Origin of the sequence: Micromonospora sp. NBC_01739, assembly GCF_035920385.1 — a bacterium.
GTDB lineage: Bacteria > Actinomycetota > Actinomycetes > Mycobacteriales > Micromonosporaceae > Micromonospora.
Genome location: NZ_CP109151.1, coordinates 2,049,476 through 2,075,257 on the forward strand (window position 1 = coordinate 2,049,476; position 25,782 = coordinate 2,075,257).

Sequence of the window (25,782 nt, forward strand, 5' to 3'; positions counted from 1 at the left end):
GGTCACCTGTCTCCTCCACAGTCGATGAGCACCTTGACGTCACCCCCGGCGGCCAGCGCCTCGAAGGCCTGCGCCACCTCGGTCAGCGGCACGATCCGGGAGATCAGCCGATCGGCGGGCACCTGGGCACCGTGCACCAGCCGGACCGCCTCCACGTAGTCGGCGTGCTCGTAGACCCGTACCCCGATCAGCTCCAGCTCCCGCCAGAAGATCCGGTGCAGGTCCACCTCCCGGGGGGTGGGGTGGATCGCCACCACGACCAGCCGCCCGCGTACGGCCAGCAGTTCCGTGGCGGTGCGGACCCCGGCGGCCGAGCCGGACACCTCGTACACCACCTCGGCCCCGGCTCCCCCGGTGATCTCGTGCAGGTACCCGACCACATCGACCGTGTCGGGGTCGACCGTGGTCAGGCCGATCTCGGCGGCGAGTTCGCGGCGTCGCGGGTCGAGTTCCAGCACGGTCACCTCGGCCCCGGTGGCCCGGGCCACCGTGCCGATCAGCAGCCCGACCGGGCCGGCGCCGATGACCACTGCGTGTTCTCCGGCGACCAGCCGGGAGCGTCGTACGTCGTGCACGGCCACCGCGGTCGGCTCCACCAGGGCGGCGTGGGTCAGCGGCAACCCTTCCGGCAGCGGCACCAGGAGCCGGGCCGGCACCGTCCAGGACCGCTGCATGGCCCCCGGGGAGTCGATGCCGACGAAGGTCAGCCGGTGACAGATGTGGGTGTGCCCGGCCCGGCAGGCCGGGCAGCGGCCACACCAGTCCAGCGGCATCACCGTCACCGGATCACCCACCCGGTGACCCTCGACCCCCGCGCCCACCTCGGCGATCCGGCCCGACATCTCGTGCCCGATCACCGCCGGTACCCGGACCCGCTGGTCCATCGCCCCGTGGGCGATGTGCAGGTCGGTGCCGCAGATGCCGGTGTAGGCGACCTCGATCCGGACCTGTCCCGCCTCGGGGGGCACCAGTTCGGTCTCCTCGACGACGAAGGTCTGCTCACCGATGTAGTACGCGCTGCGGTTCACGCCGCCTCCTCGGTCCGGTGCCGCTGGTGGGGGATGCTGAGGGGACACCGTCCGGCCGGCGTGGACCACGACCACGGCAAACGTCCGACGTCTCTATAGTGGTGGGGCCGATCGCCGGCGGCGGATCCGCGTCGGGGGTGCCCGGCGGGCCGGTGGCGAAGGGGGCGTGGATGGCACTGACCGACGACGCGATCGTGAAGATCCGCAGCATGATCCAGAGCGGTGAGTTGCCACCGGGGGCGCGGCTGCCACCGGAGCCACAACTGGCCGCCCAGATGGGGTTGTCCCGCAGCGGGGTCCGCGAGGCGGTCAAGGTGCTGGAATCGGCCCGGGTGCTCGACGTCCGACGGGGCGACGGCACCTACGTCACCAGCCTCGCCCCCCGGCTGCTGCTGGAGGGGCTGGGCCTGGCGGTGGAACTGCTGCGCGACGACACCCTGCTGGAGGTGATGGAGGTCCGGCGGATGCTGGAGCCGGTGGCCACCGGCCTGGCGGCGTTGCGGATGACCGACACCCGACTCGACGAGCTGGCCCAGATCCTGCAGGACATGCGGGCGGCGGCGGACGACGCCGAGAAGCTGATCCAGTTCGACACCGCCTTCCACCACACCGTCATCGCGACCACCGGTAACGAGACCCTGACCTCCCTGCTGGACGGGCTCTCCAGCCGGACCCTGCGGGCCCGGGTGTGGCGAGGGCTGATCGAGGGCAACGCGGCCCACAAGACCATCGACGAGCACCAGGCCATCTATCAGGCCCTGCGCTCGCGGGACCAACTGCTCGCCCAGGCCAGTGCGTTGATCCATGTGAACACCTCCGAGGCCTGGCTGCGTACCGTGCTGGCGGCCAAGCCGACCCGGTCCCAACGCCCCGGTCACGCGGGGCCGGCCGGGACGGGGTCCCGCCGGCCGGCCAGGTCGTAGGTGCGCAGGGCGGTACCGGCGAAGATCTCGTAGCGCTGCCGGTCGGCCAGCGGGGGCAGGGCCGCCTGCAACGCCCGCAGCACCCCGGGGTAGTCCGCTCTGAGCAGGCACACCGGCCAGTCCGAGCCAAACATCAGACGTTGCGGGCCGAACTGTGCGACCGCCACCTCGACGAAGGGCCGCAGGTCCACCGGGGACCAGTCCGGTGCGGCCTCGGTCACCAGACCGGACAGCTTGGCGGTCACGTTCGGTTGGGCGGCCAGGTCGGCGAAGGGGGTACGCCAGCGGCGCAGCCCGGCCGCCCCCTCGTCGATGCGGGGCTTGCCCAGATGGTCCAGGACGAGGCGGAGTTCCGGCAGGGCCCGCGCCGCCCGGACGGCCGAGGGCAGTTGATCGGCCCGGATCACCAGGTCGAACACCAGCCCGGCGGCGGCGATCTCGGCCAGTCCTCGGCGTACCTCCGGTCGGTCCAGATAGTCGGGGTCGGTCTCTCCCTGCACCTGCGAGCGGAGCCCGACCAGCAACTCCCCGCCGCGCAGCCGCCGGTACCCGGCGATGGTCTCGCCGACCTCACCGGAGCCCACATCCAGCCAGGCCACCACCCCCAGGATCGGGGCGGTGTCGGCGGCGTAGCCGAGGAACTCGGCCGCCTCGTCGGGATGGCACCGGCCGCCCTCGACCAGCACGGTGCCCTGCACCCCGGTGGCGGTCAGCTCGGCGGTCAGGTCCTGCGGGGTGAAGGGCCGGCGGAGGACCTCCAGCCCCGGCTCGTTGAGCCAGGTGTAGCCGCGCTCCGGGCGCCACAGGTGATGGTGCGAGTCGATGATCATGCGGGTGCTCCCGCCATGGTCGGTGCGGCCCATTCCGGGCCGTCGGGATAGCGGTAGTCGGCCAGCGCGGCGGGTACGAGTTGGGCGCTCATCCCGGGTGCGGTGGGGGCCAGGTAGCGTCCGCCGCGGATCCGTACCGGATCGACGAAGTGTTCGTGCAGGTGGTCGACGTACTCGATGGCCCGGTCCTGCATGCTGCCGCTGAGCGCGACGAAGTCGAACATGGCCAGGTGCTGCACCAGCTCGCAGAGTCCCACTCCCCCGGCGTGCGGGCAGACCGGCACCCCGAACTTGGCGGCCAGCAGCAGGATCGCCAGGTTCTCGTTGACCCCGGCCACCCGGCAGGCGTCGATCTGCACCACGTCGACGGCCCGAGCCTGGAGCAACTGCTTGAACATCACCGCGTTGTGCATGTGCTCGCCGGTGGCCACCTTGATCGGCGCCAGGGCCGCGCGGACCGCGGCGTGGCCCAGCACGTCGTCCGGGGAGGTCGGCTCCTCGATCCAGTAGGGGTCGAATGCGGCCAGTTCCCGCATCCACCCGATCGCCTCGGGCACCCCCCAGACCTGGTTGGCGTCGACCGCGATGCGGACCCGCGGCCCGACCGCCCGCCGGGCGATACCCATCCGGCGTACGTCCTCGGCCAGGTTGCCGCCGACCTTCAGCTTGATCAGCCCGTACCCCGCCTCGACGGCCTCCCGGCACAGTCGGGCCAGCTTCTCGTCGTCGTAGCCCAACCAGCCCGGAGTGGTGGTGTAGGCCGGGTAGCCCTCGACCCGCAGGATCGCCTCCCGCTCGGCCCGACCCTCGGCGGCGGCCCGCAGCAGCGCCAGGGCCTCCTGTTCGTCCAGGGCGTCCCGCAGGTAGCGGAAGTCCACCTGGGCCACCAACTGTTCCGGGGTGAGGTCGGCCAGCAGCTTCCACAGCGGCTTGCCGGCCCGGCGGGCGGCCAGATCCCACACCGCGTTGATCAGGCCCCCGGCGGCCATGTGCACCACCCCCTTCTCCGGGCCCAGCCAGCGGATCTGGCTGTCCCCGACGAGTCGGCGGGCCAGGGTGCCGGGATCGGCGACGAGTTCGTCGACCGGTTGACCGACCACCATCGCGGCCAACGACTGCACCGCGGCCACCTGGATCTCGGTGCCCCGGCCCACCGTGAAGACCAGGCCGTGCCCCTGCGCCCCGGCGGTGGTACGCAGCAGTACGTACGCCGCGGAGTAGTCCGGGAAGGGGTTCATCGCGTCCGAGCCGTCCCGGTGGCGGGAGGTGGGGAACCGCACGTCGATGGCCTCGACGGAGGAGATGAGTTCTGTCACCGCGACTCCTGTCGGGATCGGAGGGCTGACCTGCCGGGGGTGCGCCGGGTCATGTCTGGGCCTTGCCGGCGGTGATCCGGGAGACCACCAGGGCCACCAGGATGACCGTGCCGTTGAGGAAGTTGGTCCACTGCGCGGGCACCCCGGCCAGGGTCAACACGTTGATGATCATGAAAAGGAGCAGGACCCCGGTGAAGGCGCCGAAGACCGTGCCCTTGCCGCCGTTGAGGCTGACCCCACCGATGACCGCGGCGGCGAACACCTGGAAGATCGCCCCGCTGCCCTGCGCGGCCGGTACGGCGGCCAGCCGTCCACTCATCAGCAGCCCGGCCAGGGCGGCGAGCATGCTGGCGACTATCAGGGCGATCCACAGCACCCGGTCGGTCCGGATGCCGGCGGCTCGGGCGGCGTCGACATTGCCGCCGATGGCGTAGAGGGCCCGACCGGCCCGGGTGTAGCCCAGCACCCCGATGCCGAGGCCGAACAGCAGCAGCGACAGCCAGATCGAGGCGGGGACCCCCAGCCAACTGGTCGAGCCCAGATAGGTCATCGACTCCGGCAGGGCGAAGAAGGTCTGACCGCCGGAGATGCCGGTCAGCAGTCCGCGCAGCACGATGAGCATGCCCAGGGTGACGATGAACCCGTTGAGCCCGAACCGGACGATCAGCAGCCCGTTGAAGGCGCCGACCAGGGCACCGACCGCCAGCACCACCGGGACCGCCCAGGCCGAGGGCAGGAAGTCCAGGCCCAGTCCCCGGGTCAGGGCCGGGTCGATGATCAGCCAGGCGGCGATGCCGGGGGCCAGCCCGAAGGTGGACTCCAGGGACAGGTCCATCTTCCCGGTGATCAGCACGATGGTCTGGGCCAGCACCACGATGGCGATCTCCGACATGCTCTGCAGCACGTTGATGATGTTGTCGGAGCTGAGGAAGACCGGGTTGACGATGAACCCGACGACGGCCACCGCGATGATCGCCGGCACCAGGGCCAGATCCCGCAGCCGGGCGAGGGCCAGGCTGCGCGGGGGCGGCGCGGTGGCCGGTGGGGTGGTGGCCGGGGACGCGGCGGTGGACAGCCTCTCAGGCATGGTGGAGATCCACCCCTTCCATGGCGGCTACCAGATCGTTGTCGCTCCAGCCGGGAGCCATCTCCCGGACCACCCGCCCCTGGACCATCACCAGCACCCGGTCACAGATCCGCAGGTCGTCCACCTCGTCGGAGACGACCAGCACGGCCGTACCGCGCTGTCTCACCTGCTCCACGACGTCGAGCAGGGTCTGCTTGGCGCGTACGTCCACCCCGGCGGTCGGGGTGATGAGCACCAGCAGCTTGGGGTCGCTGGCCAGCGCCCGACCCAGCACCACCTTCTGCTGGTTGCCGCCGGACAGTTCGGCGACCGGGACCTGGGGGCCGGTGGCCTTGATGGCCAGGTCGGCGATGCTCTGCCGGGCCAGGGTGTCCCGGCGGGCCGGCCAGATCAGGCCCCACCGGCCCAGCCGCTGCGGCACGGTCATGGTGACGTTCTCCCCGATGGAGAGCAGGGGCACCAGGCCCTCCCGGTGCCGGTCCTGCGGCACCAGACCGATCCCGGCGGCCAGGGCGTCCGGCACGCTGCCGGGGCGCAGCCGCCGGCCCTCCAGGGTGACCGTCCCGGCCGCCGGGCGGGCCAGCCCGACGATCGCCTCGGCCACCTCGACCTTGCCACTGCCCCCGCCACCGGCGATGCCGAGGACCTCACCGGCCTTAGCCGCCAGGGAGATCTCGGCGCCGGAGGTGGTGACCAGGTCCCGTACGGACAACACCACCGGCTGTTCGGCGGCAGGCGGGCGGTGGGCGGCCTCGGGCATGCTCATCTCTTCCCCGGTCATGGCCGCGACCAGCGCCGGGCGGCTCAGCTGTGCCACCGGGGCGGTCAGGATGTGCCGGGCGTCGCGGAAGACGGTCACCTGGTCGCAGATCTCGTAGATCTCCTGGAGATGGTGACTGATGAACAGGAAGGTCACCCCCTGGGCCCGCAGGTCGCGCAGCCGGGTGAACAACCGCTCGATGCCCGCGCCGTCGAGTTGGGCGGTCGGCTCGTCGAGGATGATGAACCGGGCCCCGAAGGACAGTGCTCGGGCGATCTCCACGAACTGCCGCTGCTCGACCGTCAGGGTCGAGGCGGGTTGGCGGACATCCACCTCCACCGACCACTGCGCGAGCAGTTCCCGGGCCTGTCGGCGCAGGGTGCCCCAGCGGATCGGTCGGCCCGGATGTCGGTTGAGGAACAGGTTCTCCGCCACCGTCAGGGTCGGAATGATTGTCGACTTCTGGTAGACGCAGGCCACCTGCCGTCGCCACCGGTCCCGGTCGGCCAGGGGTGGCGCCGGTACCCCGTCGAAGCTCACCTGACCGGCGTCGGCGGCCAGCAGGCCGGTGAGGATGCCGACCAGGGTGGACTTGCCGGCGCCGTTGCGCCCGACCAGGGCGTGGGTCTCCCCCCGCCGGACCACGATGCCGGCCTCGGACAGGGCCAGGGTGGAGCCGAAGCGTCTGGTGATGTCCACCGCCTCGACGACGGGCCGGTCGCCCTCGACCGGCCCGCCGGTCGGGGCCTGCCGGTCGGCGCTCATGCGTTGTTGCCCCACAGGACGGGGTCGTCGAACCGGGTGGTGGGCTCGCCCGCGATCGGCGCGCCGTCCAGGGTCACCAGGGGCGCGGGAAGCTGGTCCTCCAGCAGGCCATCACGCACCTGGATGATGGTGCTGCCGTGTTCGGTGGGGCCGGGCTGGAAGGTCCTGCCCTCGATCGCCGCCTTGACGTACTCCAGCCCGTACCGGGCGTACAGGTCGGCCGGCTGGCTGACGGTGGCGTCGATCAGCCCTTCGCCGATGTTCTTCAACTCCTGCGGGATGCCGTCGTTGGAGACCACGAAGACGTGCCGGGGGTCCTCCGGCGGCACCTGGAGGCCGCGCTGCTTGAGGATCTGGAGGGTGCCGGAGAGGGCGAAGGAGGACTGCAGGTAGATGCCCTTGATGTCCGGGTCGGAGGCGAACCGGGTCTGCAACTTCGAGGCCGCCACCTCCGCCTTCCAGTCGGTGGCCTCCCCGAAGACGGTGATGCCGGGGAAGTCCCGCCGCATGCACTCGTTGAAGGCCTCCGTGCGGTCCCGACCGTTGATCGAGTCCAGGCCGCCCTGGAGCATGACGACCTTGCCCCGGCCGCCGAGCTTGGTGCCGAGGAACTGGCAGGCCTTCGTGCCGTACGCCCGGTTGTCGGCCCGGACCACCATGAAGACCTTGCCGGTGTCCGGCCGGGTGTCGATGGTGACCACCGGGATCTTCTTGTCCTCGAGTTGGGTCAGGGTGGGCGCGATCGCGGCGGTGTCCTGCGGGGCCATCACCACCCCCTTGACCCCCTGGCTGATGAAGGTCTGGGTGTTGGAGATCAGGTTGGCGATGTCGTTCTGCGAGTTGGTGGTCTTCAGCTCCACACCCAGCTCCTGGGCGAACCGGGGCACGTATCCGATGTAGGAGTTCCAGAAGTCGGTGTCGGAGCGCGGGTAGTCCACTCCGACCAGCAGCTTGTCGCCGCCCGAGCCGGATCCGCCGCCCGCGCCGTCGCCGCATCCGGCGACCGCGGTGGCCGAGGCGGCCAGCAGTACGGTCAGCCCCACTCTCAGCAGAGCCCTGCGGTTCATTGCCGTTTCCTCCGGATCGGGGAGTCATCGACGCCGGTCGCGCCGCCGGCGACGTGGGGAGCAGCGAGGATCACGACCTAGACGTCAGACGTTATGCGTTTCCGACAGGTAACGTCAACGCCCGATTCCAGGCGGGATGCGAGGATAAGCCAGTTAGCGACAAGCACGGAGAGCCCAGATAGATCTGATGACTGCACGGCGGAGTCGCACACCAGACGGGCCACCGACCACAGGGGATGTTGGCGGTCACAATCGGTCACCGACGGGCGGCCGTTTCCCCACCGGGAGACTTCGTGGGAACGCTAACATCGATGGTCTCTGATCACCAGCCCTCGCGGTTTCCGGGCCGATCGGCCCGACTCCCGCAGAACAGCCACCCAAAACGGGACAGCCTGAGCCTCTCCCACCTGGCAGGGTGAGGGGCATGAGTCGGAATATCCAAGTCACCTTCGACGCCCGTGACCCGAAAGGACTGTCGTCGTTCTGGCGAGAGGTGCTGGGCTACGTGCATCCCGGTCCGCCCGGGGTAGACCTACCCGAAGGCGCCGACCCGCTGGCCGCCTGGGACGACTTCCTCGCCGAACTGGGGGTGCCACCGGAGCAACGCAACACCCGATCGGCCATCGAGGACTCCGAGGGGTCGGGACCCCGGCTGTTCTTCCAGCAGGTACCCGAGGACAAGGTCGTCAAGAACCGGGTCCACCTCGACGTGCGGGTCGCCCCCGACCTGCAGGGCGAGGAACGGATGACCGCGCTGGAGGCCGAATGTGATCGGCTGCTGGCTCTGGGCGCCACCCGGCTACGCCGGGTCGAACCCGAGCCGCCCTTCGAGGCCGGTTTCATCGTGATGGCCGACCCGGAGGGCAACGAGTTCTGCCTGGACTGACTGGCTCCAACGAGGGCGACCCGCCCGACCTCGGGGCCACGCCCGGCCCCGAGGTCGGCGGCGACCGCCTACCCGCCCAGGCAGTCGCGCACTGCGGCGCTGAGCAGGTTGGCCCGCTCGTCCTCACCATCGCCCATCTGGTTGACCACATAGGCGAAGCCGACCTGGTGGGTGTCGTCGCCGAAGGCCAGGTGCCCGCCGGCGCCGTCGTGGCCGAAGCTGCGCTCGCCGAGCATCGGCCGGGGCGGCGAGTGCAGGAGGAACCCGGTGCCCCAGCGGTGTCCGGCGTCGGGATAGCCGTACACCTGCTGACCGGCGGCACGGACGGTGATCGCGTCGTCGATGGAGGCGGTGGTGAGCAGCCGGGGCCCGTCAAGCTCCCCGACGCAGGCGGCGTAGAGGCGGGCCAGGCTCTCGGCCGTGCTGACCGCCCCCGCCCCGGGGATCTGGGCCGCCTGGATGGCCGGGTCGTTGAAGCTGACCCAGCCCTCGGGGTCGGCGGGGAAGGGGAAGGCCCCGCCCATGGTGGCGGCCCGGTCGGAGACCGGGTCGGGCGCGGCGAAGTCACCGGGCGGTGCCAGCATCCAGGCCACCGTGTCCCGTTCGGCGGCCGGCAACCCGATCCAGGTACGCAGACCCAGCGGCTCGGCGAGGTACCGGGCGAACCAGGTGCCCGGCAGCTCGCCGGTGATCCGGCGGATCACCTCGCCGATCAGCCAGCCGAAGGTGATCGGGTGATAGCTGTGCGCGGTGCCCGGCTTCCACAGGGGGGCCTGGGCCTCGATGGCCTGGATCACCGGCTCCCAGGCGAGGACCTCCTCGCGGGTGAAGGGCTTGTCCAGCGCCGGCAGGCCGGACTGGTGGGTCAGCAGCCACCTCACCGGGATCTCCGCCTTGCCGTTCTGGCCGAACTCCGGCCAGTAGCGGGTGACCGGCGCCGCCAGGTCCAGCCGGCCCTGCTGGACCAGCAGGTAGGCGCAGATCGCCATGATCCCCTTGGTGCAGGAGAAGACCACGGTCGGGGTCTGGGCGGTCCACGGGCGACCGGAGCGGGGGTCTGCCGTTCCCCCGTACAGGTCGACGACCTTGCGACCGCGCAGGTAGACCGCGACCGCGGCGCCCACCTCCCGGCGGTGGGCGAAGTTGTCACGGAACACGTCGGCGACCGGACCGAAGCCGTCGTCGACATGGCCGTGGATCTGGGTGTCGGTCAAGCCGCTGTCCCTTCAGTGAGTCTTGCTGAACTGTCGATGGATGATCAGCACCACGGTCGATCCGGGTCCGTGCCCACTGTCCCTGAAACCGGGTCCGGGGCACCAGAGGTCCGGTGCCGCGACGCATCATGATGGACGACGGCGGTGCCGGACCGACCCGCCGCGATCGGAGGACTGATGGGCCACGACCGAGCAACCCTGGCCGATGTCGCGAAGCGGGCGGGCTTGTCCAAGACCGCCGCCTCGATGGTGCTCAACGGGCGGGAGGGCACTCGGCTGTCCGCCCAGGCGCACCAGCGGGTCTTCGCGGCGGCCGAGGAACTCGGTTACCGCCCCAATGTGGCGGCACGTAGCCTGCGGACCCGCAAGACGGCCACGATCGCCTTCGTCTCCGACATCGTGGCCACCACCCGCTTCGCCGGTGACCTGATCCGTGGCGCCCTGGACGCGGCCCGGGAACGCGACCATGTCCTGCTCATCGCCGAGACCCAGGGTGACGCGGCCTTCGAGCGGTACGCCATCGAGACCATCCTGGATCGCCAGGTCGACGGGGTCATCTACGCGGCCATGGCCACCCGCCGGCTGTCCGTGCCGCCGGCCGTCCTCAGCGGCCCGGTGGTGCTGCTCAACGCGACGAGCGCGGCGGCGGAGCTGCCCGGGGTGCTGCCGGACGACGAGGGGGCCGGGGTCACCGTCGCCGAGACCCTGATCGGGTACGGCCACCGGGACCGGATCGCGTTGATCGGCCGCAACCGGCGCAAGGAACGCGATCCGGAGATCTCGCTGGCCGCCGAGGCCCGCCTGCGCGGCATCCGGGCCACCCTGGCCGCCGCCGGGGTCGGCTTGCAGGTGGAGGGGTTCTGCCCCGACTGGCTGCCCGAACACGGCTACACCGCGACCCGCGCCCTGCTGGGCCGACCCGACCGGCCGACCGCGATCATCTGCATGAACGACCGGCTGGCCTTCGGGGCGTACCAGGCCCTGGGTGAGGCGGGACTGCGCATCCCGGAGGAGATCTCGGTGATCTCCTTCGACGACGATCCCACCGCCTCCTGGCTGCGGCCCGGGCTGTCCACGGCCGCCCTGCCGCACGAGCAGATGGGGCGACGGGCGGTGGAACTGCTGCTCGACGGCCAGGCCCCGAAGCAGGTCCGGGTGCCGATGCCGCTGCGACGGCGTCGCTCGGTGGCCCCGCCGCGCAGATGACCGTACGGGGACCGGGTGGCGATTCACCCGATCCCCGTACCGGGCCGGGTTCAGGAGCCGGTGGCGGCGAGGCTGGTCTCGGCGGCGGGGCCCTGCGCCGGGGCGCCCACCCGGGTGCTGGGGCTGCCCGGGGCCAGTTGGACCCGCACCTCGGAATCGACCGCGATGCCCAGGGCCAGGAACTCGTTGCGGGTCAGGGTGGCCGTGACCGGCTGGCCCCCGGTCGTGGTGAGGTCTACCCGGATCTCGAAGCCGATCCGGGTGATCCGGGTGACCCGGGCGCTCACCCCGGTGCCGCCGTCGGTGGACAGTTGCAGGTCGTGCGGGCGGACCAACTCCTCGCCGAGCTGGGTGACCGGGCCGAGGAAGCGCATGACGAACTCGTTGGCCGGCCGGTCGTACAGGTCGTCCGGTGAGCCGATCTGCTCCACCCGCCCCTCGTTGATCACCACGATCTCGTCGGCCACCTCCAGGGCCTCCTCCTGGTCGTGGGTGACGAAGACCGTGGTGACGTGCACCTCGTCGTGCAGCCGGCGCAACCAGTCCCGCAACTCCTTGCGTACCTTGGCGTCCAGGGCACCGAAGGGCTCGTCGAGCAGCAGCACGGTGGGTTCGACGGCCAGCGCCCGGGCCAACGCCATCCGCTGCCGCTGCCCGCCGGAGAGCTGCGCGGGCAGCCGCTCGGCGAACTGCTCCAGGTGGACCAGGGCCAGCAGTTCGTCGACCCGCCGCCGGATCTCCTCCTTGGGCCGCTTGCGGATCTCCAGACCGAAGGCCACATTGCGGCGTACGGTCAGGTGCTTGAAGGCGGCGTAGTGCTGGAACACGAACCCGACATTTCGCTTCTGCGGCGGCAGCCCGGTGGCGTCCACCCCCTCGATCTCCACCTTGCCGGTGTCGGCGCGTTCCAGACCGGCGATGATGCGCAGCAGGGTGGACTTGCCGCCGCCGGAGGGGCCGAGCAGGGCGGTGAGGCGGCCGGAGGGGATGCTCACCGACACGTCGTCCAGGGCGACGAAGTCGCCGAAACGCTTGCCGACGTTGACGATCTCGATGCTCAACGGTCTTCCTTCGGCCTGAGGACGGACACGACGATGATGCAGGCGACAGCGACGAGGGCCAGCAGGAACGCGGTGGCGTACGAGCCGCCCTTGTCGAAGTTCAGGTACTTCTCCTCGACGACCAGGGTGGCCGTACGGGTCTCGCCGAGCACGTTGCCGGAGACGACCTTGACCGCGCCGAACTCGCCGAGGGAACGGGCCAGGCTGAGCACCACCCCGTAGATCACCCCCCACTTGATCGCCGGCAGGGTGATCCGGCGGAAGGTCTGCACGGCGTTGGCGCCCAGGCTGCGGGCGGCCTGCTCCTGCTCGTCGCCGATCTCCTGAAGGACCGGTACGACCTCCCGGATGACCAGCGGCAGGGCCACGAACACGGTGGCCAGCACCATGCCCGGGGTGGCGAAGATGATCTGGAAGCCGGCCGCTTCGAGGGTAGGGCCGAACCAGCCCTCCCGACCGCCATAGACCAGCACCAGGGCCAGCCCGACGACGATGGGCGAGACCGACAACGGCATGTCGAGCAGGGCGTTCAGCGTCCGCTTGCCGGGGAAGTCGTAGCGGACCAGCAGCAGGGAGATACCCACCCCGAACACCGTGTTGATCACGACTGAGGTCACTGCGATGACCACGGTCAGCCGCAGCGCGTGGGTGACGTCGGGATCGGTGAGGATGTCGCCCAGGCTGGTGAAGCCGTCGGCGAGGGCGTTGCGGCCGACCAGGTACAACGGCCAGGCCACCAGGAGGAACAGGTACGCGGTGACCACCGCGCGCAGCACGTACCGGCCGGGACGGCGACCGACCGGGGTACGGGTGATCGAGTGTTCAGCCACGGCGCACCACCCTCCGCTGAATGACGTCGAGCACGACGATGACGGCCAACGAGATGGCCAGCAGCACCACCGCGACCGCCGCCGCGCTGTCGATGTTGTCGTTCTCGATGCTGCTGAGGATGCGTACGGAGGCCACCTCGGTACGCATCGGCAGGTTGCCGGTGAGCAGGACCAGTGAGCCGTACTCGCCGACCGCGCGGGCGAACGACAGGGCCGCGCCCGCCGCGATGGCCGGGGTGAGGCTGGGCAGCACGATGCGCCGGAAGGTGGCGTACCGGCTGGCTCCCAGCGAGGCGGCGGCCTCCTCCACCTCCGGGTCGAGTTCGGCCAGCACCGGCTGCACGGTCCGCACGATGAAGGGCAGGGTGACGAAGAGGAAGGCCAGGAAGACCGCGATCCGGGTGTTGGCGATGTTGACCCCGAGCGGGCTGGTCGGCCCGTACAGCGACAGCAGCACCAGGCCGGCGACGATGGTCGGCAACGCGAACGGCACGTCGATGAGGATCTCCAGCGCCCGCTTGCCGAAGAACCTGTCGCGGACCAGCACCCAGGCGATCAGGGTGCCCATCACGATGTTGACCAGGGTGACCAGCAGGGCGGTGCCCACGGTCAGCCGGATGGTGGCGGCGGTCTGCTCGTTGGTCACCGCGCGCCAGAAGCCGGCCCAGCCGCCCTCGGCGGCGGTCACCGCGACGGCGGCCAGCGGGATCAGCACCAGCAGGCTGAACCACACCATCGCCACGCCGAGGCCCAGCCCGGACACCCGGGTCAGCGGCAGGCCGCTCCGGACCGACCGGCGGGGGGCCGCCGGTCGGTCCGGAGCGAGAGTCGCCGAGGTCACTTCGCCTTCCCGGAGGCCGCGATGACCTTGGTGATGATGCCCTCGTTCTCGTCGAAGAACTTCTTGGACAGTGCCGACCAGCTCTCGAAGTCCGCGTCGACGGTGAGCAGCTTCTGCGGTGCCGGGAACGGGTTGGCGGGGTCGAGGGCCCCCTCGATGCCGTTGGTGTCGACGCCGTCGATGATCGGGCGGAAGCCGGTCAGGGCGAACTGCCGCTGCCCCTGCGGGCCGAGCACGAAGTCCAGCCATTCCTTGGCCTTCGGATCGGCGTCCTTGAGGATGGCGCCCGGGTTCTCGATCAGGATGGTGGTGGCGGGCAGGATCCAGTCGAGGTCCTCACCGTTCTGCCGGGCCAGGATCGTCTCGTTCTCGTAGGCCAGCAGCACGTCACCGGTACCGCCGAGGAAGGTGGTGGTGGCGTCTCGTCCGCTGCCCGGCAGTGACACCACGTTGGCGAACAGCTTGGTCAGGAATTCCTCGGCCTGGGCGTCCGTGCCGCCGTTGGCGGCGATGTGCCCCCAGGCGGCGAGGGCGTTCCAGCGGGCGGCGCCGGAGGAGGCCGGGTTGGGGGTGACGATGCCGATGCCGGGCTTGATCAGGTCGTCCCAGCCCTGGATGTTCTTGGGGTTGCCCTTGCGTACGGCCAGGACGACGACCGAGGAGGAGACGATGCCCTTGTTCGGGCCGTCGTCCCAGCTCTCCTCGACCAGACCGGCGTCGACCAGTCGGGTCACGTCACTGCTGACCGAGAAGTGCACATAGTCGGCCTTCAGGCCGGAGACCACCGCCCGGCTCTGGTCGCCGGAGGCGCCGTAGGAGGACTTGAAGCGGACCCCCTTGCCGGCCTCGGTCTTGTTCCACTGGGCCGCGATGGCCTTGTTGGCCGCCTCGGGTACCGCGAAACCGACGATGTTCAAGGTGCTGGAGTCACTCGCCGAGGTGCCGCCGCCGCAGCCCGACAGGGCCAGGCCGGTGACCATGGCGAGGGCGAGGGCCGTTCTGATCCGGTGCCTCATCGCAGTCGTGTCCTCCTCCAGTGCATGCCGCACTATATAAATCCGACCGATTAAATAGGGAATTTGCCCGCTTCTAGCTGCCAGCGAGAAACACCATGGGGTCGCAGTCACGGGCCACCGCCCCGACCGCGCACCGAATATCCCACTAACTCGACAGGTTTTCAAGCCTTAGCCGGCCAGGTCCGGCACGCCTGCGAGTCGGTCACCCGACACCGCGCCGGTCGCCCGCCGCACCCTCGACCGGGGCCAGCAGGTCGGCGAGGGTGGCCCGGTCGACCACCCCCTCGATGGCCCGGTGCACCGACAGCCACACCTGACCCAACCCGGCCGCCACCCCGTGATACGTCGCCACCTCGGCCGGCGCACCCCGCACAGTGGTCAACGGCCCGCCGGTGGCCCGCAACACATCACCCACGGTGATCTCCGCCGGCGACCGGGTCAGGGCGTAACCCCCGTCGGAGCCACGCGCGCTGTGCAGCAGGCCGGCCCGCCGCAGATCCAGCAGGATGCCCTGGAGGAAGGAGTACGGGATGTCCTGGCCGGCCGCCAGCACGGCCGCGGTCACCAATTCCGGATGCCGATGCGCCATCGCCAGCATGGCCCGCACGGCGTAGTCCGATCGTGCCGACACGTACACGCCGGAACCCCCGTTATCCCATATACTCCATCAGACATGTAGGAATACTGGACAAGGGTGTCCCGCTCGTCAAGAGCGGGTAGCCGTCGGGGCGGGTCAGGACACCTGCATCTCCCGTACGGCCTCCCCCGCGTACAGGCAGGCCGCCCGGTGCCCGGCGGCGACCTCGACGAACGGCGGATCCGTCTCCGCGCAGTCCGGTCGGGCCTGGGGGCAGCGGGTCCGGAACCGGCAGCCACCCGGCGGGTTCACCGGGCTGGGGATGTCCCCGCTGAGGATGACCCGCCGACGCTGCCGCTCGACCTGCGGATCGGCCACCGGAATCGCCGACAGCAGGGCCGCGGTGTACGGATGGGCCGGCTCCCGCCAGATCTGGGCCGGGGTACCGCTCTCCACGATCCGACCCAGATACATCACCGCCATCTGATCGCTCATGTGCTCGACGGCGGCCAGGTCGTGGGCGATGAACAGGTAGGTCAGCCCCAACTCCCGTTGCAGGCGCCGCAGCAGGTTCATGACCTGGGCCTGCACGCTGAGGTCCAGGGAGGCGATCGGTTCGTCCAGGACGATCAGATCGGGCTCGCCGGCCAACGCGCGGGCGATGCCGACCCGCTGCCGCTGCCCGCCGGAGAGCTCGTGCGGATGCCGGTCGGCCAGGTCACCACCCAGCCCCACCATGTCCAACAGTTCCTCGACCCGGTTGCGCCGGGCGGCGGAACCCTGCACCAGCCGGTGCACGATCAGCGGCTCGGCGATGCTGGACCCGACGGTGCGACGAGGATCCAGCGAGGCCTGCGGATCCTGGAACACCATCGCCACCCGACGACGCAGGGCTCGCAACTGCCGCCGCGACCAGCCGGTCACATCCTCCCCAGCCACCCGGACACTGCCGGTGCTGGGATCGACCAGCCGCAGCAGCGCCAACCCGGTGGTCGACTTCCCGCTGCCGGACTCCCCCACCAGTCCCACCGTCTCACCCCGGCGTACCTGCAAGGACACCCCGTCCACCGCCCGGACCACCCCGGCCGAGGTCGGAAACCACACCCGCAGGTCCTCCAGTTCGGCGACCACCTCGGCCGGTCCACGCTGCGTCGGCACCTGCACCTCAGGGCGCTTCATCAGCCCTCCCCCTCGGATCGCTGCGGGTAGAAGGTGCGGACCCGGTGAGCCGAGGAGATCGACACCAGCGGCGGCAACTCCCGCTCACAGCGGGCGTCGCCGCGCACCGGGCACCGGGGCCAGAAGGCGCAGCCGGCCGGCAGGGCCAGCGGGCTGGGCGGGGCCCCCGCGATGGTGACCAGGTCACCACCACCGGCGTCCGGGTCGGGTCGGGCTGCCAGCAGAGCCGAGGTGTACGGATGTCCCGGAGTCCCGAACACCGCGTCCACCGGCCCCTGTTCGACGATCCGCCCGGCGTACATCACCGCCACCGTGTCCGCTATGCCGGCGACCACCCCCAGGTCGTGGGTGATCCAGACGACCGCAGTGCCCAGCCGCTGTTGCAGGTCGGCGACCAGCTCGACGATCTGGGCCTGGGTGGTGACGTCCAGGGCGGTGGTGGGTTCGTCGGCGATCAGCAGATCGGGTTCGCAGGCCAGGGCCATGGCGATCCCCACCCGCTGGCGCATCCCGCCGGAGAACTGGTGCGGGTAGGCGTCCACCCGCTGGGCGGCCGAGGGGATGCCGACCAGGTCGAGCAGCTCCACGGCGCGGGTGCGGGCGGCCCGTCGGGTCAGCCCCAGATGCTCCTCGGCGGCCTCGGTGACCTGCCTGCCCACGGTCAGCACCGGATTGAGCGAGGTCATCGGATCCTGGAAGACGAACCCGACATGCCGCCCCCGCATCCGTCGCCGCCGATCCGCCGACAGCGCGGTGAAGTCCGTGCCGAGCAGTCGTACCTCTCCGGTCACCTTCGCGGCGCGCGGGGCCAGGCCGGTGGCGGCGAGCACACTCATGCTCTTGCCGCTGCCGGACTCCCCCACCAACGCCAGGGTCTGCCCCGCCTCGACCGACCAGTCGACCCCGGCCACCGCCCGGGCCGGGCCGCGTCGGGTGCCGATGGTGACGGTCAGCTCCGACACGGCCAGTACGGCATCGCTCATCCGGTGCTCCTGCGGGCCTCGTTGACGGTGAGCTGCCGGGGGTCGAGCACATCACGCAGGGCGTCACCGACCAGGTTGAACGCCAGCACGGTGCAGAAGATGGCGGCACCTGGAAACACCCCCAGCCACCAGGCGTCCGTGACGAAGCCCCGGCCGTCGAACAACATCCGACCCCAGGCGGGGGCCGGTGGCTGCACCCCCATGCCGAGGAAGGACAGGGCCGCCTCGGACAGGATCGCGAAGGCCAGCGACAGCGAGGTCTGCACGATCAGCGGCGCGGCGATGTTCGGCAACACATGCCGACGCATGATCCGCAGGTCGGAGGTGCCGATGGAGACCGCCGCCCGGACGAAGACCTGCTCCCGCACGGCCAGCACCCCGGCCCGGGTGACCCGGGCGAAGATCGGGGTGTAGACCACCCCGATAGCGATCATCGCGGTGAGCAGGCCCGGCCCGAGCACCGCCACGATGGCCACCGCCAGCAGCAGCACCGGGAAGGCGAACAGCACGTCCATGCAGCGCATCAGCAGGTTGTCCAGCCAGCCCCGGTAGTAGCCGGCGAACAGGCCCAGGGTGACCCCGGCGACCAGGGCGATGCCGACGCTGACCGCACCGACCTGAAGGGACACCCGGGCGGCGACCATGACCCGGCTGAGCACGTCGCGGCCGAGTTCGTCCGTGCCGAAGGGATGCGCCCGGCTGGGTGGCTGGAGCATCCGGTCGACATCCACCTCGTTGATGCCGGCCGGAGCCAGCCAGGGCCCGGCCACCCCCACCACGATCAGCACCACCAGGACCGCCGTACCGGTCAGGGCCAGGGGGTCGCGGCGCAACGCCGACAGGGCCCGCGCAAGCTGCCCCTGGCTCCGGTGCACGCTAGGGGCGCTCATTTGACCGTGATCCTCGGGTCCAGGCGGGCGTAGAGGATGTCCACCAGCAGGTTGACCAGCAGGAACAGCGCCGCTACCAGCAGCACCGCCCCCTGGAGTACGGGATAGTCCCGGGCCTGGACCGCGTCGTAGGTGAGCCGACCGATGCCCGGCCAGGCGAACAGCACCTCGATCACGATCACCCCGCCGAGCAGGCTGGCCAACTGCACCGCCACCACGGTGACCACCGGGATCAGGGCGTTGCGCAGCACGTGCCGCAGCACCACCACCCGGGTACGCAACCCCTTGGCCTGCGCGGTGCGGACGTAGTCCTCCGACAGCACCTCCAGCATCGAGGAGCGGATGAACCGGGTCAGGATCGAGGCCGTCACCAGCCCCACGGTCGCCGCCGGCAGGGCCACGTGCGAGGCCCACCGGGCCGGGTCCTCGGTCAGGGCCACGTAGCCCGACGGCGGCAACCAGCCGAGCACCCCGGCGAAGAGGAGGATGCCCATGATGCCCATCCAGAAGTCCGGCACGGAGACCCCGAACTGGCTGAACACCCGGGTCGCGTGGTCGACGAACGACCCGCTGCGCATCGCGGAGACGATGCCCAGCGGCACGGCGATCACCAGGGCGAACAGCACCGCGGTCAGCGCCAGCGACAGGGTCGCCGGCAGCCGCGCAAGCACGATGGAGGTGACCGGCTGGCCGCTGCGGAAGCTGACCCCCAGGTCGCCGGTCAGGGCCCGCCGCAGGTAGTCGAAATACTGCACCACCAGGGGCTGGTCCAGCCCGGCCCGAGCCCGCAGCGCCTCGTAGGTCTGCGGGTCGAACCGGGTGCCCAGCGCCACCCGGACGGGGTCACCCGGCACCAGTTGCAGCAGCAGGAACACCACCAGGGTGACCCCGAGCAGCACCACGCAGGACTGGAGCAGTCGACGGAGCACGAAGCGGGCCACCTGCGGTCCCCTGCCCGATCACCGGGTCAGCGCCACGTCGCGGAACCGGATCGCCCGGTCGGTGCGTACCTGATAGCCGGTGACCTGTTTCGACCAGCCCTGCGCCACGTCCGGGTTGTAGAGGTAGATGTAGCTGGCGTCGTCGACGATCTGCTTGGCCACCTGCTCGTACTGCTGCTTGCGGGCGCCCTGGTCGGTCTCCGTGCGGGCCCGGTCCAGCATCTGGTCGACGGCGGGGTTGCGGTACTTGTGGAAGTTGAAGGTCCCGCCGCTGTGGTGCTGGGCGTAGTAGAACTCGTCCGGGTCGATGTTGCCCAGCCAGCCGAGCATGAACGAGTCGAAGTTGCCGTTGCCCTGCTCGTCCAGCCACTGCGCGAAGTCCAGGGTACGGATCTTGACGTTGACCCCGATCCCTTCCAGCTGCGAGGCGATCACCTGGGCGGCCGTCACCGTCTCCGGGTATTCGCTGGTCACCATCAGGTCCATGGTCAGGTCACTGACCCCGGCCTGGTCTAGCAGTTGCCGGGCCTGGTTCGGGTCGTGCGAGTACGGGGCGTACTCGTAGTAGAAGGCGCTGTTCTGCGGAATGGCGGTCTGGTTGACCGTCGCCAAGCCGAACTTGGCGGCCTTGGTGATGGCCTCCCGGTCCAGGGCGAAGGCGATCGCCCGGCGCACGTTCACGTCGTCGTACGGCTTGCGCCCCTGGTTGAGGGCCAGGTACCAGTAGTCCGTCGAGGGCACCGACTCGACCTTCGGCTCGTCACCGTCACGCAGGGCGGGCACCTGCTGGGGTGGCAGGTTGTCCGTCCAGTGCACCTCGTTGCCGCGCAGGTTCTGCAGGGCCACCGTGGGGTCGCTGACGAAGGTGAACCGCACCCCGTCGAGCTTGGGACGCTCACCCCAGTAGTTGTCGTTGCGGACCAACTGGATGTTGTCGCCGGAGGTGTAGCCACTGAGCGCGAAGGGTCCGCTGCCGATCGGCTTGGTGGTGATCTCCCCGGACTCCACGTTAGCCTTCTGCACGATCGCCACCCCCTTGAAGCCGCCCAGGTTGGCCAGCAGGTTCGGGGTGGGGGCGGTCAGGGTGATGACCACCGTGGTCGGGTTCGAGGCGGTCACCGACTTGACCGTGCCGAACTTGTACGCCGTGTTCAGCTTCTCGTTGATGATCCGGTTGTACGAGTAGACGACGTCCTCGGCGGTCAACGGCGTACCGTCGGAGAACTTGACCCCCTCGCGGAGGGTGAAGGTCCAGGTCAGCTGGTCGTCGCTGGTGGTCCACTCGGTGGCCAGCGACGGCTGCATCTCCAGGTTCGCGTCCGGCTCGACCAGGGTGTCGAAGACGTTCTCCAGCACCTGGAAGCTGTAGTAGGCCGAGGTCTTGTGCGGGTCGAGCTGGTCCGGTTCACCACCGATGGCGGCGTTCAGGACACCCCCCGCGCCGGCTGCGTTCCCGCCGTCGACATCGACGCCCTCCCCCGCGCTACAACCCACCGTGGCGGTGAGCAGCAGGGCGAGCGTCGCGCCGGCCAACCTGAATCTGGTGCTGGACATGGTCCTCCCCCAGGGGTCCTGCGGCCACTGCTTGATCCCAACCTAGCCGCAAACCGGTCATCCGGCAGGGCACGACCGGCGTCAATTACCGGCAGCGGCGCAGTTGTTGCTGGTCAGACGCACGGTGTACTCGGCATCGTCATGGGTGATTCCGGACGGCTGACCGTCGAACCAGGTCTCCACCTTCTGCCAGCCCGCACGCTGCTCGTAGTGCAGGTGCGGGGCCCCGGAGTTGCCGGTGCTGCCGATCCGCCCGATCTGCTGCCCTTGGGCTACCCGCTGCCCGACCTGCACCATCGGCGGTTCCAGCAGGTGCAGATACTGGGTCTCCCACCGCCCGCCGTGGTCGATCTTCACCCAGTAGCCGCCGCCCCGACCCCGGGGACCCTCCGGATTCTCCGGGGTACGCCCACCTAGGGACCCGTTGATCCCGGCCACTGTGACCGTGCCCTCGTACGAGGCGAGCACCGGCTGCCCCCAGGGGTCGCCGGTGAGGGGGAAGAAGTCCACGTCGTTGTCGCCGTGACCGGGATAGGTGCCCACCTGCCAGGTCTCCCCGCAGCCCACCGGCATCTGGAACAAGGGTCGCGGTCCGGGCGGCAACACCTGCGGCACCACGACGTACGCGACCGCGCCGAGCACCCCCACCAGGCCGACCACCAACAGCAGCCACGGCAGACGCCGACGGCGTCGCCGGTGTGCTCGGGGTCGGCCGGTCGTCACGCCCCGAAGCATCTCAGACGCCCACAACGCCACTCGCCTGCCCTATGGGAACAGCCCTCCGGCGGTCGCCGAGCCGGGTGGTGTGCCGGCCCTGTCGAGCTGAGAGCGAGAACGGATCGAGACGACCGGTCCGGCGAGACGCTGACGCTGATCCTGCTCACGCCGCCGCTGCTGCTGCTGCTGAGCAGGATCAGCGTTCTGGGTACGTTTCTTGTCGTCCCAGCGACAAGAAACGTACCCAGAGGGGCATGATCGTCAGCAGGAGGTCTACACCGTCACGCGCTTCCAGCACGCGCGGGAAGCGCCATGTTCAGGACGGTGCCGGCGTACTGTCCTGGGTGTCGGTGCGGGGGGGGAAGCGCGTTCGAACAGGCGTCGACGCTCGGCTGCCAGCACCTCTCGGACGAGTTCCGCCTCGGTGAGGTCCACTGCCTCCGGGCTTGAATCGGCCATGTCACTGACCCTGGCGAAGCGGTACGTCGCCAACCCGTTCGCAGGGATCGACCTCGGCGACCTCGCCGCCACCGGCATCCGGATCAACTGGCCGAAGACCTGGGCGGGCGGCTCCCCACCCTGCTGAGTTGTCGAGTTCGGCGCCGTTTCGGTGAGAGGCGCCCAGCACGACCGATGACTCACGAGTGGGCGTGCGGCCCCTGTCACACCGGGAGCGATCGGGCTGCCGGGCACAAAGATCACGCTCGATCTCAGATCGAGTGGCTATTCAGCACTCCGACACCACTCGATCTCAGATCGAGCGTGATCTTAATCAGTGCTGCTACCCAGTCGTTCGCCGTCGCCGCCGGCGGGGCAGTCACTCCCGACGCTCGGCCACCCACAGTCCGCGTCCCTGCAGGCCGACGACCAGGCCACGATCCTGCAAGATGATCACCGCTCGCTGCACGGTCGTCACGCTGACCTGATACAGATCAGAAAGCTCCCGGTACGTCGGCAGGCGATCGCCCGGGCCGTACTCGCCGGCCTTGATCCGGGCGGTCAGGTCCTCCGTGACCTCGCGGTAGCCGCCAGTCGGTATGGGCAATTTCTTACGCGCCTCCGCGTGGGTTGGGCGATCCTGTCCGTCCCGGTGATCGCGAGAAAGCTCGACCCACTTCACTCGGACTTGTGCTCGGGCTCAGTCACGTAGACGCCCTTACCTGGATGCCCCTCGACCAGTTCCCTGTCCTTGAGGAGCGACATGACACGGTGGATCGTGGAGATGTGCACACCGTACTGCTCAGCAAGCTGACGGGTGGACGGCAGCTTCTCCCCCGGCGCACGCTCACCAGATTTGATCTGGCTCGAGATCTCGTTAGCTATGCGCCGGTAGTCCACTCTCTCAACGGGCACATGGGTCTCCGCTGGTTAGCTGGCTTAAACACACCAACGCGAGTATTACTGACGGGTCGTCAGCCAGGTCAGGAAGTTGGCGTAGCTGTCGCGGTCGAACGAAAGAGTAGGGCCGTTGCGGTCCTTGGAGTCTCGGACCTGCACGCCACTGTCACCCAAGCGAGCCTCGACGCAGCTGTCGCTGCCGTTGCTCCTGGTCGACTTCTTCCAGTCTTCCGTCAGGCCGTTCACTTCATCCCCTCGGCGGCACTGCGCAGCATCTCGATCGAGCGGTCAGCCGACAACGCATCCTGCGCCAACCGGTTGAACACGTCGCCGTACGATGCTACCGCCTCCGGGTAGAGGTCTCCCGCGTACGTTTCGCAGTACACGACATCCTCGCCCTCGGCAAAGCCAAGGATCACGAGCGGTCCGAGCGTGCCAGCATGGGCACCGGACGAGTACGGGACCACCTGAAGGTCGACATTGGACCGGGTGGCGACGTCCACCAGGTGAAGCAATTGCCGCCGCATCACCTCGGACCCGCCGACCATCCGCCGAATGGCTCCCTCGTCAAGGATGAACCACAGGTTCGGCGGATCGGTCTGATCAAGGATGGCTTGGCGTGAGGTCCGCACCTCCACGCGAGTGTCGATCTCGTCGGCCTTGAGGCGGACGGGTCCGCGTTGCAGCAGGGCGCGAGCATAGTCCTCGGTCTGGAGCAGACCTGGCACGATCATCGGGCCGAAGGCCCTGATCGAGATCGCTTCACTCTCGAAGGCGATCAGGCTGGCGTACTTGTCGGAGATCGAGGCAGCGTACGGCTGCCACCATCCCCGATCTCCACGTCTGGTGGTGTCGGCAGCGGTCCTGGCGAGCCGCTCCGTGACCTCAGCATCGGCGCCGTAGCTCTGGAGCAACGCCTTGAGCGTCAAAGGCCGCACGCCGACTCGGCCTCGTTCGATGCGGCTCAGATGCGAATCGGAGATGCCAGCGGCAGTTGCTGCCTGTTCGATGTTGAGGCCGGCTGCTTCACGCAACCCCTTGAGTTCGATGCCCAGCTTCCGCCGTGCCGTAGGACTTGCCACGTCGGACAGTCTACGGCCCAGAAGACCAGCGCCATGATCTTATTGGACACCTGCTCCAGACAGTTGTCTGGAGCAGGTGCGTCATGGAATCCTCTCTGTAATGACCTGGTCACAGCGGACTGGTCCGGTGGCGCCAGCGGAGGCAGGCATGAGAGGTCGGGGTGACACCGCCCAACAGAGCGCAGCAGAGCAGATTCAGACAGCGGAACGGGAGGCCGCAAGGCGGCGGCTGCTTGCCCAAGCCGAGGCGGCCCGGATACCGGTCACGGAGACGACTCGGGCACTACCCGACGGAAGGTGGCGGCGTGGAGAGTGAGGTGCCGGTCGGGCGGCGGGTGGCGTACTGGCGGGTGCGGCGGAGGATGTCGCAGCAGGTGTTCGCCGATCGGCTCGGCAAGTCGAAGAGTTGGGTGGACAAGGTCGAGCGCGGCGTACGGGCGCTGGACAAGGTCTCCACGTTGCGGGACATCGCCGCAGCCCTGCGCATCGACCAGGCGATGCTGCTCGGCCAGGACAGTCGGCCCGTCGAGGTGACCACGCGGGTCGAGGGCGTGGAGTCGATCCGTGCGGCGCTGTGCGCGTACGACATCGCTTTTGATCGGCCGACGGCGCGCCGGAACCCGCCGGACGGGGCCGCGCTGGCTGGCTCGGTGGCGCACGCCTGGACCAGCTACCAGCTTGCCCGGTACCCGCCGCTTTTCGGGTTGCTGCCCGGACTGGTGGCCGGCGCCCAGCGGGGGTACGCCCGCGAGCCGCAGGAGGGTCGGGTGTCGCTGGTGGAGGCGTACCGGGTGACCGCCTCGCTGCTGGTCAAGCTGGGTGAGAGCGAGTTGGGCTGGCTGGCCGCCGACCGGGCGATGAGTGTGGCGGCCGGTGATCCGGTGCTGGTGGCGGCGGCCACCGTGCAACTCGGTCAGGTGTTGCGGGCCGGGGGTCGGGCGCGGGAGGCGGGCCGGGCCACCCTCGCCGCCGCGTACCGGATCGGTCAGGGCGACCCCGACCCGGCGCGACTGTCGTTGTGCGGGACGCTGCTCGTGCAGGCGGCGCTCGCGGCGGCCCGGCACGGCGACGAACCGGCCGCCGCCGCCCGCCTGGACGAGGCCGCCGACCTGGCCGCCGAGGTCGGCGACGGGCACGACCACCAGCACACCGGCTTCGGACCGACGGCGGTGGCCCTCGCCGGGGTCACGGTCGCAGTCGAGTCGGGTACGACCGACGAGGCGATCGCCCGACACGAGGAGGCGATCGGGCGTGACGGTTGGCGATGGTTGCCGCCCGAGCATCGCGCCGCCCACCTGATCGAGGTCGCCCGCGCGTACCTTCAGGATGCCGACCCGGTCGGCGCCGGTCGGGTGTTGCTGGAGGCCGACCGGATCGCGCCCGCCGAGGTACGCCACCGGCCCGCCGCCCGGCAGGTGCTCGCCGACACCCTCCGTCACCCCGACGCCCCGGCCGCGATTCTCGCGCTGGCCGCCACCCTGGGGGTGACCCGAGGATGACCGCCCCCTTCCTGACCCTGGCCCAGATGCTCAACCGGCTTACCCTGACCGCCCGCTGGACCCTGCGTGACCACCAGCCCGGCCCGGACGGCCGCTGCCCGCTGTGCCGCGTCCCGGACTGTGCCGTGGCCGCCGCCGCCCGCGACGTACTCACCACGATCAAGCGCACCCGCTACCCCTGACCGGACAGGG

28 protein-coding genes are annotated in these 25,782 nt (G+C 70.1%); 6 read left to right on the forward strand and 22 right to left on the reverse strand.

Annotated features, from left to right (window positions below; translation table 11 throughout):
• Positions 1–2 precede the first annotated feature (2 nt).
• Positions 3–1,028 (reverse strand): zinc-dependent alcohol dehydrogenase, encoded by a 1,026-nt coding sequence (locus OIE53_RS09110; protein WP_327026154.1) that lies wholly within the window; start codon positions 1,026–1,028, stop codon positions 3–5.
• A gap of 170 nt (positions 1,029–1,198) precedes the next feature.
• Here OIE53_RS09110 and OIE53_RS09115 point away from each other — a divergent pair, with 170 nt between their 5' ends.
• The gene (locus OIE53_RS09115; RefSeq protein WP_327026155.1) at positions 1,199–1,951 is read left to right on the forward strand and encodes a FadR/GntR family transcriptional regulator; all 753 of its coding nucleotides are present in this window, start codon (positions 1,199–1,201) and stop codon (positions 1,949–1,951) included.
• Here OIE53_RS09115 and OIE53_RS09120 read toward each other — a convergent pair.
• Genes OIE53_RS09120 through OIE53_RS09140 form a run of 5 tightly spaced genes read right to left on the reverse strand, consistent with a single transcriptional unit; the run spans position 1,903 to position 7,776 of the window.
• Positions 1,903–2,781, reverse strand: coding sequence for an amidohydrolase family protein (locus OIE53_RS09120; RefSeq protein WP_327026156.1), 879 nt, complete (start codon positions 2,779–2,781; stop codon positions 1,903–1,905). The genes OIE53_RS09115 and OIE53_RS09120 overlap by 49 nt on opposite strands.
• Positions 2,778–4,097: an enolase C-terminal domain-like protein gene (locus OIE53_RS09125; RefSeq protein WP_327026157.1), complete on the reverse strand. Its 1,320-nt coding sequence runs from the start codon at positions 4,095–4,097 to the stop codon at positions 2,778–2,780. Before OIE53_RS09125 ends, OIE53_RS09120 begins: the two co-directional genes overlap by 4 nt.
• 49 nt (positions 4,098–4,146) lie before the next feature.
• Positions 4,147–5,184 carry an ABC transporter permease gene (locus tag OIE53_RS09130; protein WP_327026158.1) on the reverse strand — a complete coding sequence of 346 codons (1,038 nt, stop codon included), beginning with the start codon at positions 5,182–5,184 and terminating at the stop codon, positions 4,147–4,149.
• Positions 5,177–6,709: a sugar ABC transporter ATP-binding protein gene (locus OIE53_RS09135; RefSeq protein ID WP_327026159.1), complete on the reverse strand. Its 1,533-nt coding sequence runs from the start codon at positions 6,707–6,709 to the stop codon at positions 5,177–5,179. The genes OIE53_RS09130 and OIE53_RS09135 overlap by 8 nt, the downstream gene beginning before the upstream one ends.
• On the reverse strand, positions 6,706–7,776 hold the full coding sequence (locus OIE53_RS09140; RefSeq protein ID WP_327026160.1) for a sugar ABC transporter substrate-binding protein: 1,071 nt from the start codon (positions 7,774–7,776) through the stop codon (positions 6,706–6,708). Before OIE53_RS09140 ends, OIE53_RS09135 begins: the two co-directional genes overlap by 4 nt.
• Positions 7,777–8,200: 424 nt before the next feature.
• Here OIE53_RS09140 and OIE53_RS09145 point away from each other — a divergent pair, with 424 nt between their 5' ends.
• Positions 8,201–8,662 carry a VOC family protein gene (locus tag OIE53_RS09145; RefSeq protein WP_327026161.1) on the forward strand — a complete coding sequence of 154 codons (462 nt, stop codon included), beginning with the start codon at positions 8,201–8,203 and terminating at the stop codon, positions 8,660–8,662.
• Between the two features lie 68 nt (positions 8,663–8,730).
• Here the strand turns inward: OIE53_RS09145 and OIE53_RS09150 are convergent, their stop codons facing one another.
• Positions 8,731–9,876: a serine hydrolase domain-containing protein gene (locus OIE53_RS09150; protein ID WP_327026163.1), complete on the reverse strand. Its 1,146-nt coding sequence runs from the start codon at positions 9,874–9,876 to the stop codon at positions 8,731–8,733.
• Positions 9,877–10,020: 144 nt separating this feature from the next.
• Between OIE53_RS09150 and OIE53_RS09155 the strand changes: the two genes are divergently transcribed.
• Complete coding sequence (locus tag OIE53_RS09155; protein ID WP_327026164.1) at positions 10,021–11,082, forward strand: LacI family DNA-binding transcriptional regulator; 1,062 nt, start codon at positions 10,021–10,023, stop codon at positions 11,080–11,082.
• Positions 11,083–11,132: 50 nt separating this feature from the next.
• Here OIE53_RS09155 and OIE53_RS09160 read toward each other — a convergent pair whose 3' ends face one another.
• The 11 genes from OIE53_RS09160 to OIE53_RS09210 form a co-directional block, all read right to left on the reverse strand.
• Positions 11,133–12,143, reverse strand: coding sequence for a sulfate/molybdate ABC transporter ATP-binding protein (locus OIE53_RS09160; RefSeq protein WP_327026165.1), 1,011 nt, complete (start codon positions 12,141–12,143; stop codon positions 11,133–11,135).
• Positions 12,140–12,973, reverse strand: coding sequence for a sulfate ABC transporter permease (locus OIE53_RS09165; RefSeq protein ID WP_327026166.1), 834 nt, complete (start codon positions 12,971–12,973; stop codon positions 12,140–12,142). The genes OIE53_RS09160 and OIE53_RS09165 overlap by 4 nt, the downstream gene beginning before the upstream one ends.
• Entirely contained in the window at positions 12,966–13,814 is an 849-nt protein-coding gene (gene cysT / locus OIE53_RS09170) for a sulfate ABC transporter permease subunit CysT (RefSeq protein WP_327026167.1), read from the reverse strand. Before cysT ends, OIE53_RS09165 begins: the two co-directional genes overlap by 8 nt.
• Positions 13,811–14,830, reverse strand: coding sequence for a sulfate ABC transporter substrate-binding protein (locus OIE53_RS09175; RefSeq protein WP_327026168.1), 1,020 nt, complete (start codon positions 14,828–14,830; stop codon positions 13,811–13,813). The genes cysT and OIE53_RS09175 overlap by 4 nt, the downstream gene beginning before the upstream one ends.
• 202 nt (positions 14,831–15,032) lie before the next feature.
• On the reverse strand, positions 15,033–15,467 hold the full coding sequence (locus OIE53_RS09180; protein ID WP_327026169.1) for an RrF2 family transcriptional regulator: 435 nt from the start codon (positions 15,465–15,467) through the stop codon (positions 15,033–15,035).
• A gap of 96 nt (positions 15,468–15,563) precedes the next feature.
• Complete coding sequence (locus OIE53_RS09185) at positions 15,564–16,586, reverse strand: ABC transporter ATP-binding protein (RefSeq protein ID WP_327026170.1); 1,023 nt, start codon at positions 16,584–16,586, stop codon at positions 15,564–15,566.
• Complete coding sequence (locus OIE53_RS09190) at positions 16,586–17,569, reverse strand: ABC transporter ATP-binding protein (protein WP_327026171.1); 984 nt, start codon at positions 17,567–17,569, stop codon at positions 16,586–16,588. Before OIE53_RS09190 ends, OIE53_RS09185 begins: the two co-directional genes overlap by 1 nt.
• Positions 17,566–18,459 (reverse strand): ABC transporter permease, encoded by an 894-nt coding sequence (locus tag OIE53_RS09195; RefSeq protein WP_327026172.1) that lies wholly within the window; start codon positions 18,457–18,459, stop codon positions 17,566–17,568. Before OIE53_RS09195 ends, OIE53_RS09190 begins: the two co-directional genes overlap by 4 nt.
• A complete protein-coding gene (locus tag OIE53_RS09200) occupies positions 18,456–19,400 on the reverse strand; it encodes an ABC transporter permease (protein WP_327026173.1) in 945 nt (314 codons plus the stop codon). Before OIE53_RS09200 ends, OIE53_RS09195 begins: the two co-directional genes overlap by 4 nt.
• A gap of 18 nt (positions 19,401–19,418) precedes the next feature.
• A complete protein-coding gene (locus tag OIE53_RS09205) occupies positions 19,419–20,954 on the reverse strand; it encodes an ABC transporter substrate-binding protein (RefSeq protein WP_327026174.1) in 1,536 nt (511 codons plus the stop codon).
• 81 nt (positions 20,955–21,035) lie between these two features.
• Complete coding sequence (locus tag OIE53_RS09210) at positions 21,036–21,677, reverse strand: M23 family metallopeptidase (RefSeq protein WP_327026175.1); 642 nt, start codon at positions 21,675–21,677, stop codon at positions 21,036–21,038.
• Between the two features lie 451 nt (positions 21,678–22,128).
• Here OIE53_RS09210 and OIE53_RS09215 point away from each other — a divergent pair, with 451 nt between their 5' ends.
• Entirely contained in the window at positions 22,129–22,257 is a 129-nt protein-coding gene (locus OIE53_RS09215) for a hypothetical protein (RefSeq protein ID WP_327026176.1), read from the forward strand.
• A gap of 231 nt (positions 22,258–22,488) precedes the next feature.
• On the opposite strand, the gene OIE53_RS09220 is transcribed toward OIE53_RS09215, so the two are convergent.
• Genes OIE53_RS09220 through OIE53_RS09235 form a run of 4 tightly spaced genes read right to left on the reverse strand, consistent with a single transcriptional unit; the run spans position 22,489 to position 24,091 of the window.
• A complete protein-coding gene (locus OIE53_RS09220) occupies positions 22,489–22,791 on the reverse strand; it encodes a winged helix-turn-helix domain-containing protein (RefSeq protein ID WP_442791384.1) in 303 nt (100 codons plus the stop codon).
• Complete coding sequence (locus OIE53_RS09225) at positions 22,788–23,009, reverse strand: winged helix-turn-helix domain-containing protein (RefSeq protein ID WP_327026177.1); 222 nt, start codon at positions 23,007–23,009, stop codon at positions 22,788–22,790. The genes OIE53_RS09220 and OIE53_RS09225 overlap by 4 nt, the downstream gene beginning before the upstream one ends.
• Positions 23,010–23,069: 60 nt before the next feature.
• On the reverse strand, positions 23,070–23,255 hold the full coding sequence (locus OIE53_RS09230) for a DUF397 domain-containing protein (protein ID WP_327026178.1): 186 nt from the start codon (positions 23,253–23,255) through the stop codon (positions 23,070–23,072).
• Complete coding sequence (locus tag OIE53_RS09235; protein ID WP_327026179.1) at positions 23,252–24,091, reverse strand: helix-turn-helix domain-containing protein; 840 nt, start codon at positions 24,089–24,091, stop codon at positions 23,252–23,254. The genes OIE53_RS09230 and OIE53_RS09235 overlap by 4 nt, the downstream gene beginning before the upstream one ends.
• Before the next feature lie 305 nt (positions 24,092–24,396).
• On the opposite strand from OIE53_RS09235, the gene OIE53_RS09240 reads away from it, so the two are divergent.
• Both OIE53_RS09240 and OIE53_RS09245 read left to right on the forward strand, forming a co-directional pair.
• Positions 24,397–25,590: a helix-turn-helix domain-containing protein gene (locus OIE53_RS09240; protein WP_327026180.1), complete on the forward strand. Its 1,194-nt coding sequence runs from the start codon at positions 24,397–24,399 to the stop codon at positions 25,588–25,590.
• Positions 25,587–25,772, forward strand: a complete 186-nt coding sequence (locus OIE53_RS09245; RefSeq protein ID WP_327026181.1) for a hypothetical protein — start codon at positions 25,587–25,589, stop codon at positions 25,770–25,772. Before OIE53_RS09240 ends, OIE53_RS09245 begins: the two co-directional genes overlap by 4 nt.
• Positions 25,773–25,782 lie beyond the last annotated feature (10 nt).